Below are 7,486 nucleotides of genomic sequence, written 5' to 3' on the forward strand. Positions count from 1 at the left end.
GTATCTTTACGGTGATATCAAAGGATTAATCCCTGACTTTTATAGCTAAAGGAGGGTGTTAAGCCTCCTCAAAAAAACATTACTTAACAAAATACAACAAAAAAAGACCCACCGAAGGTTGGTCACTTAGCAAAAGCCAGTTTTTAAAAAATTCATCTATCAACATACCACATGTATGGTCCTCAAATTTATGAAATAAAATTACATAAACAAATAAAAAAATGAATAGCGAATAAATTCAATTTCTTCCATACAGACCTTTTTGTTTTCGTGTTTCTTCGATTTTCGATAGCGGATCAATTCTCCAATCCGGATACTTCCACTATGGCAAACACCACCCAATGAATACTAAACTTCTCGTTTTTTACGCATAAAAGTTTTCCGAATCTATAAATAAATCAAGCTTTTTGCGTAAGTTTGTAATCTAAAGATCAATGCTATTATGACTACAAAAGACCGAATCATTGAAGAAGCTTTCAAATTGTTTTTAAATCACAACTACGAAAAAGTAAGTATCTCGGATCTGGAAGAAGCGATCGGAAAAACACGAGGCGCGATTTTTTACTTTTTCAAAAACAAGGAAGAGATATTCAACACCGTCATTGACACCTACATCATTAAAACGCAGGATCCTGGTGAAAAATTTGACTTTTCAGGCGATCTTTCACTGGAGCAGTTTATTTACCGGTATGTTAAGGGGATAAACACCACCATGTCCAGGATGTTGTCCCTGTCTGTGGTGAATATTTACAAGCAGTATTTCTATTTATACCTGCAGGCTTCACGCATCTATCCCAACTTCTCCGAGATCATGACGCAAAATTCGATTGCTGAAATAAACCTTTGGGAAAAAGCGATCAGCCGGGCCATCCAAACCAAAGAAATAAAGAAGGTAGATCCCAGGCATTATGCCGTCCTTTTTCGGAGTTGCTTTCTGGGGCTTGCCTTCGACAGATGCCTGTCCTACGGGCTGGATACGGAAGAATTGCTCACACTCTACAAGGACCTCTACAACCAATTGAGACTAAAATCTTAGCTGATTTTCTTACGCGCGTATGTAAAACTTATTATTTTCACATACCGGTAAGTATACATGGGTCCCATGAAAACAGCTGTTTTTATTAACTCAGTCAGTAAATTCTTACCCAACGCTCCTGTTTCCAACGATGATATGGAGCGGTATCTTGGCTTGATCAATGGAAAGCCATCCCGGGTAAAACGTATCGTATTAAAGCAAAATGGCATTCGATCCCGGTATTATGCGTTGGATAAAAATCAAAAAATGACGCACACCAACGCGGAACTGGCATTTCGCTCGATTACAAAACTTTTCCCGGATGAACAGATCCCGGATGACATCGAGGTTCTGGCTTGCGCCACCGGTAATCCGGACCAGCTGCTACCTTCGCATGCCTCCATGGTTCACGGGCTGATGAAAAACAAACCGATGGAAATCTATTCCTGCGCAGGCGTCTGTCTAACCTGCCTGCAGGCGCTGAAAGTGAGCTTTATGAGTATTGCCTCAGGGCTTTCGAAAAAAGCCATCTGTTCAACTTCAGAGTTGGCTTCCCCTACGCTAATGTCCAAAAACTATGAAGAAGAGTACGAACACTGCGCCCGGGTGGGAGAAGATCCCTACATGGCTTTTGAGAAGGACTTCCTACGCTTTATGCTCAGCGACGGGGCCAGTGCGGTCCTGCTGTCGGATAAGAAAAACGAAACGGGCCTGTCCTTTAAGATTGAATGGATCGAAATGACCTCCTACGCCAATGAGCTTCCAACCTGCATGTTTATGGGTGCCGAGCTCAGGGGGGATGGCGAACTGAAAAGCTGGAAGGAATTTGAAAGTAGCGAGTTAATCAGCCGTTCGGTATTGACCGTCAAACAGGATATTCGGCTGCTAAAGCCCAATATTATTCGTTACTGGGTCGACCATCTCCAGCAGTGCCTGCAAAAACACGAGGTAGACAGTTCCGAGATTGACTATGTCATCCCCCACGTATCCTCCATGTTTTTCTATGGCAAGTTAGCCGAAGAAATCGAAACCAGGGGAATCGACTTGGGCACAGAAAAATGGTTCACCAACCTCACCGAAATTGGAAACGTCGCCTCAGCATCCATCTTCGCCGCTCTTGATGACCTGGCCAAGTCCGGCCGACTAAAGATGAATAGCAAGATTTTACTCCTGGTTCCTGAAAGTGGGCGTTTTTCGTATGGAACGGTGTTGCTGGAGGTGGTGTAACTGCCAGCACCAATAGCCGAACGCCTTATGGCGTTCGGTGGTTCACTAATCAGGTCATACTCCTACTTTCCCTTTATGACGTGATTTGAGATGCAATTCCGTTAAAACTCCTTCTCTCCAAACTCACTTTGGGGAAGCTTGGTATTGCTGTTTTTCCAGTTCAGGTTAAAGCTGAGGTTGACCAGGATCATATCCGTTTCATAGATATAGTTAGTGGTCGTGTAGAAATCTTCGCCCCAAGTGGTGATACGTTGCCGGTTCGACTCGTTCATCCCCAGATCAATATTCTGCCATTGAACGCTGGCGGTCATCAGGTTCCCAAACAGATTCTTTTTCAGGCTCAGGTTCGGGCTTAAAAACCGGGAATCTTCGCCCTGCGCTGTTGGCCGAACCGAAAGGTAGTTCACATTGGCGCTCAGGTTCCATGTCGGGGCCAGCGTGAAGCTCGAGTTTGCATTGATGGAATAAACCCAGTCCTCTTTGGGGTCAATCATCAGCGGCTCGCCCAAAATCAGGAGGTCTCCTTCGTATTTCTGCTTGTAAATATTGCTTCCGGCATATACATTCCACCAGCTGACAGGCTGTATATTTACGCCCAGCTCCAGTCCCAGGGCCGTTGCTTTTTCAACATTGGTATAGACCCGATTTAAAATCGTATCGGCATACACGCTGTTCACCCGCTGAACCGGGTCTTTACTGAACCGGTAATAGGCTGTGGTGAAAAACGAGCCCTTTTCAAAGGTTTTGATCAATCCCAGTTCGGCTGAATTGACCAGCTCCGGCCGCAGGTCCGGATCACCGATTTCAAGTGTCTCGGAGTGTTCCCGTTCAGGAATTGGGTTCAACTGGTTGTTTGATGACCGGGCGATGCGACGGCTATAGGCCGCTTTCAGTTTCCAATCGTTGTCCAGCGAATAAAGCGCACTGACCGATGGAAACAGGTTTGACAGCTCAAGCTTATGAGGATTAGGATCGGTTGACAGATGAACCGTCCGGGTGGAATACTCGTATCGCAAGCCGGCCGAGTATTCAATTCGTTCTCTTTGTGCCGAATACTGGGCGTAAACCGAATTGATCCTGTTTTTCGAAAGGGCTGTTCCGCTAAATTGGTCCAAATCTGGTTGGTTTGGATCAGCGGGTGTGATCAGGTAGTCGAACACCCCATCCTGCTGGTCGTTGCGGAACTGGTAGCCGGTTTCGAATGTTCCGCTCCCCAGTTGTGTGCGATAGTCGGCTTTCAGGCGGTACCCTTTGATGGGCTTTTCGTAGGGGTTTTGCACATATTGAAAAAGCTCCCCGCCCGGTTCATCCAGGTTGTAATTGTGCGTGTTTCCATACAGGTCGTCGTACTCATACAAACCGGAAAGCGTCAGACTGGATTGATTGGCAAACGTGTGGGTATAATCGAGGTTTCCCAGGGTGAACGTTCCTTGTTTGATCTGCTTGTTGGCATTGTAATAGTTGAAGTTGTAAATCAGGTTGTTTTGCAGGTCGGTTTGTGAGTTGGTGTAAAAGATGTTGGCATCACGTTCCTGGTAGCGTTTGCCGGACAATACGCCCACGGAAATCACATTGTTTTCATCGGCTGCGTAACTGACTGACGCCCGGCCCATGTAGTTGTAACGATAAAAACTCCGCTCTCCGGCACTCGGAAAATGATTGATGGTACCGTTTTCACCATTGGTAATGCTCACCTCGCCATCGCGGAATCCAGCCAGGTCATCGCGCGAATAATTTCCGCTCAGGGTGATGTCCCACTTGCCTTGCTGGTAGTTGAAACTGGCATCGGCTGCGTACCGGACTGGGTTTTCTTCATTTCCAAATGTGGTCGTTGAAGGCAAACCTCCCTTCAGGTTGACAATTAAGCCGGTGTGCTCAGTAGTTCCCTTTTTGGTGGTAATGTTGATGATTCCTCCTTTGCCGTCGGGATCGTACTTGGCCGAAGGGGAGGTGATCAATTCCACATTTTCGATGATATTGGCCGGCAGCTGGTTTAGCATGCTCTGCGGATCTGTTAAAACAGGCTTGCCATTGATCAGCAATAAAAAGCCGGAGGCTCCCCGCATGGATATTTCGCCAAGTCCGTTGACCGATACCGAAGGCATGTTTTTCAGGACATCAATGGCTGATCCGCCTTGGGCTGACTCAAACTGATCGGCCCGGTACATTTGCTTTTCAAGCTTATTGTAGGCTTGTATCTTCGTGCCGGTTACCGCTATTTCATCTACCATCACTTTGGCAGGGCGCAGGGCAATATCGCCCAAATGAAGCTCCCGCTCCCTGGTTAGTTCAAAAACTTCCGATTGTTCTTTCTCGTAGCCCATAAACTGAACCTGTATAAAATAGCTTCCTGCTGAGATTTCGTTGAAAGAAAAATGGCCTGACTCGTTGGTGATGCCTCCGGTAATCAATTCGCTGCTGTTGGCCTGGTATAAGGCAACACTGGCATACTCCAGGGGTTCGTTCACTTCGTTGTCGATCACCCGACCGCTAAGTTCCGCTGCAGTAACACTCCCTGAGAACAGGACACCTAAAAAATAAATAATTGATTGCTTCATATTGTATACTAATTGATAATTTTTTGTTTGCTGTTTTATCCTATACTTTTAGTAGGATACTAATGCGTGAGTTTAAATTTTTTACCATGTTGTTAGTTGCTTGAAACGTTTTTAGGAATAAAGATCAAGCTCAATTTCGAACAGTAAATCATCCCGGCAAATCGTATTTTGAGTAACGATCAGGGGCACTGGAGATGGAAGATCGCTATCCAGAACATCTTTGAGTATGGAAAGGTTTTGCTTGTCTTTTACATAGGCCGTAGCCCGCGTCACGTCTGCCCACATAAACCCTTCTTGCTCAATTATTTTACTGACAACATCAACGCTGTGAAGAATTTGGTTTTTGAGATCTCCAATGTGGGTGGTTTCTCCCGATGGCAGAATGCTTGCTGTTCCCGAAACACTCATCCAATGATGATCAGGGGAATCAATCCGGATGGCTCGGCTGAATGAACTGCCATAATCACCAGCTTCGTTTTGCAAAGGTGACTTGACCCGGGTGATGGTTGCTCCTTTTTTGGGTTTAAATGCCAGCAGCTCCATTGTAACGGCAGTATTGGTCTTGTTTTTTCCACTGACACCGGTGCTGGCCGGAATCATGGTGTCGAACACACCCGTTTGACGAAAAAAACCGGACCGAACCCGGTTAAACGCATCATACCAGCTCAAAATGTCGTCCAGGTAATACCAGGTTCGGACGATATCGGTAAAGGAAAACCCTTGGTCTTCCAGAAAACTGTTCAGTTTTTGTAAGAGTGTGGCGTACTCCAATTCGGGTTGTTGTGATGGCTCAGAGCGTAAATCCCCCACAAACAAGTGCTGACCGTTCTGATCATGAAAATAGCTTGCCTGGGCACCCCAATGGGTTTCCAGGCAAGTTACTTTTTCTTTTGTTGCCCAAAGCTGCAGGCCATTCATAAATGAACCAGAACAGTTTTCACCTTCAATCCAGCTTATTGGAAATACCTTCTTCATCCTGCCTGCCAGTTCCTCTTCAAAAACAATCCGGCTGCTTAATGAACCAAAACAGGTCATTTTTACAACCTGGTATTCTTTCCCTTCGAAAATCCCCGTCAATCGCTGACAAAACTTCGAAACCGTTTCGTCTTCCTTAGGTGTTAATTGGATATATAAATGAGCATCCAGCTCTTTTATTATTTCATCTGCGTAAATCGTCTGCATCATCGCTTTTTCCATTATTTCCTCAACTTGGGTCCTGTTTCTTTAAAGGACGCGAATACGTTCAATCTCACTTCTAATCTGGTGTTGTGCTTGGGCATCCTCTGTCAGATACGGCAAGGTGCTGTTGTACAAATCCATGGCTTTGCCTTTATTTCCGCTTTGGAGAAAAATATTTCCCAGCAAAAAAACCGAAGACAAATGATCAGGAAACGCTTTAATTGTCTGCTCAAGTGTGCTGATCGCTTGTGCTTGCTGCTTATTTTGATTTAGAAAGTACGCATGGGTGTAGGCAAACTTAGGCTCCTGGGGAGAGGCAGCCATGGCTTTTTGGCTAAGCCGGCAAGCCTCATTTAAATCTCTGGATGAAACCAGAATGCTGAGATTGTAGGCAGCAGTCGGATTCTCCTTGTTCACTTCCATGACCGTTCGCAAAGCTGTTTCAGCCTGCTCCATTTGGTTTAACTCGGCCATCAAAAGACCATAGTTCAGGTTGGCTGCTTCATTTTTTGGGTCTACTGCCAATGCCTGCTGCAGGTAACCGACTGCTTTTTCCTGGTTGCCCGACACAGAATACAAAAAGCTGCTGTTTACCAGGGGCAAAATCGCTTCAGAATTGACTTTCAAAGAGGTTTCGTAAGCATTCAGCGCTTGTTCCAGCTTACCCATGTTTTGGTAGTGGTTTCCCAGGTTATAGTGCGAGCTCCAGTTATCAGGGCGTGTAATCAATGATTGCTCATACTCGTGATTGACCTGCTGAAAAACTTGACGCTGCTGCGTTGTGAACTCCGAAGCAGGAAACAGGGCAAGTGCCTGCGCGGCAGCCAGCCGAACCAAGCGAAAATCATCTTTTGCAGCCTGGAAAAGGGCTTTCTTAGATTCTTCTCTGTTGTTTCCAAACAAGCCAAGTGTGGCGGCGCTTCTCACAAGGGGCGAATCAGAGTTTAAGGCTTCCATAAAAGTAGCCCATTTCTTTTCATCCGGGCAATTCACCAGCAAACGGATCAATGAAGTCGTAAAGACATCTCCATATTGGTTGGTTTGAACGGCTTGCAACATATCATCCAACTGTTTCCACTCATTGTTTCTGGCCGATAAAATCAATTGTCCTGCATCCAGCGTCTTTTTTTGGTAGCCCTTTCCTTTCCACTTCGTCACCTGGTCGTTGGCCCACTGGTCGGTCTGATCACTGTGACAAAGCGTACAGGCGTTTGGTGATCCAAACTTGATACTTGCTGCCGGCATCGGAGGCCGGAACGAATGATCGGAACGGTTCATGTTGCCAAACCGGGTCAAAGGCATGTGACAATCAATGCACTTGGGACTGTTCTCATTGATCGGGTGATGGGTATGTTTTAAGTAGTCAGCCTCTTTTTCCTGATGGCAGCTGGTACATGCCTTGTTGGCTTCAACCAGGTCATCACTTTTAAAACGGTATCTTCCCGATGAGGTGTGACAGCTAACACAGTGCAAATCACTTTCTGCCACGCAGGGATTCATATACCAG

At 45.9% G+C, this 7,486-nt stretch carries 5 protein-coding genes; 2 read left to right on the plus strand and 3 right to left on the minus strand.

The features are described from left to right. Positions 1 to 442 precede the first annotated feature (442 nt). Both AAC033_RS17495 and AAC033_RS17500 read left to right on the plus strand, forming a co-directional pair. Positions 443 to 1,036 carry a TetR/AcrR family transcriptional regulator gene (locus AAC033_RS17495; protein WP_339740507.1) on the plus strand — a complete coding sequence of 198 codons (594 nt, stop codon included), beginning with the start codon at positions 443 to 445 and terminating at the stop codon, positions 1,034 to 1,036. A 66-nt stretch (positions 1,037 to 1,102) separates the two neighbouring features. Next, complete coding sequence (locus AAC033_RS17500) at positions 1,103 to 2,242, plus strand: beta-ketoacyl-ACP synthase III (protein ID WP_339740509.1); 1,140 nt, start codon at positions 1,103 to 1,105, stop codon at positions 2,240 to 2,242. 101 nt (positions 2,243 to 2,343) lie between these two features. Here AAC033_RS17500 and AAC033_RS17505 read toward each other — a convergent pair whose 3' ends face one another. From AAC033_RS17505 to AAC033_RS17515, 3 genes are all read right to left on the minus strand, one after another. Further along, a complete protein-coding gene (locus AAC033_RS17505; RefSeq protein ID WP_339740511.1) occupies positions 2,344 to 4,800 on the minus strand; it encodes a TonB-dependent receptor in 2,457 nt (818 codons plus the stop codon). A gap of 111 nt (positions 4,801 to 4,911) precedes the next feature. Beyond that, positions 4,912 to 5,985: a hypothetical protein gene (locus AAC033_RS17510; protein WP_339740513.1), complete on the minus strand. Its 1,074-nt coding sequence runs from the start codon at positions 5,983 to 5,985 to the stop codon at positions 4,912 to 4,914. Between the two features lie 39 nt (positions 5,986 to 6,024). Further along, positions 6,025 to 7,486, minus strand: a 1,462-nt coding sequence (locus AAC033_RS17515) for an ammonia-forming cytochrome c nitrite reductase subunit c552 (RefSeq protein ID WP_339740515.1), incomplete at its 5' end; no start/stop codon positions are given.

It is taken from the genome of uncultured Sunxiuqinia sp., assembly GCF_963974515.1.
Lineage (GTDB): Bacteria > Bacteroidota > Bacteroidia > Bacteroidales > Prolixibacteraceae > Sunxiuqinia.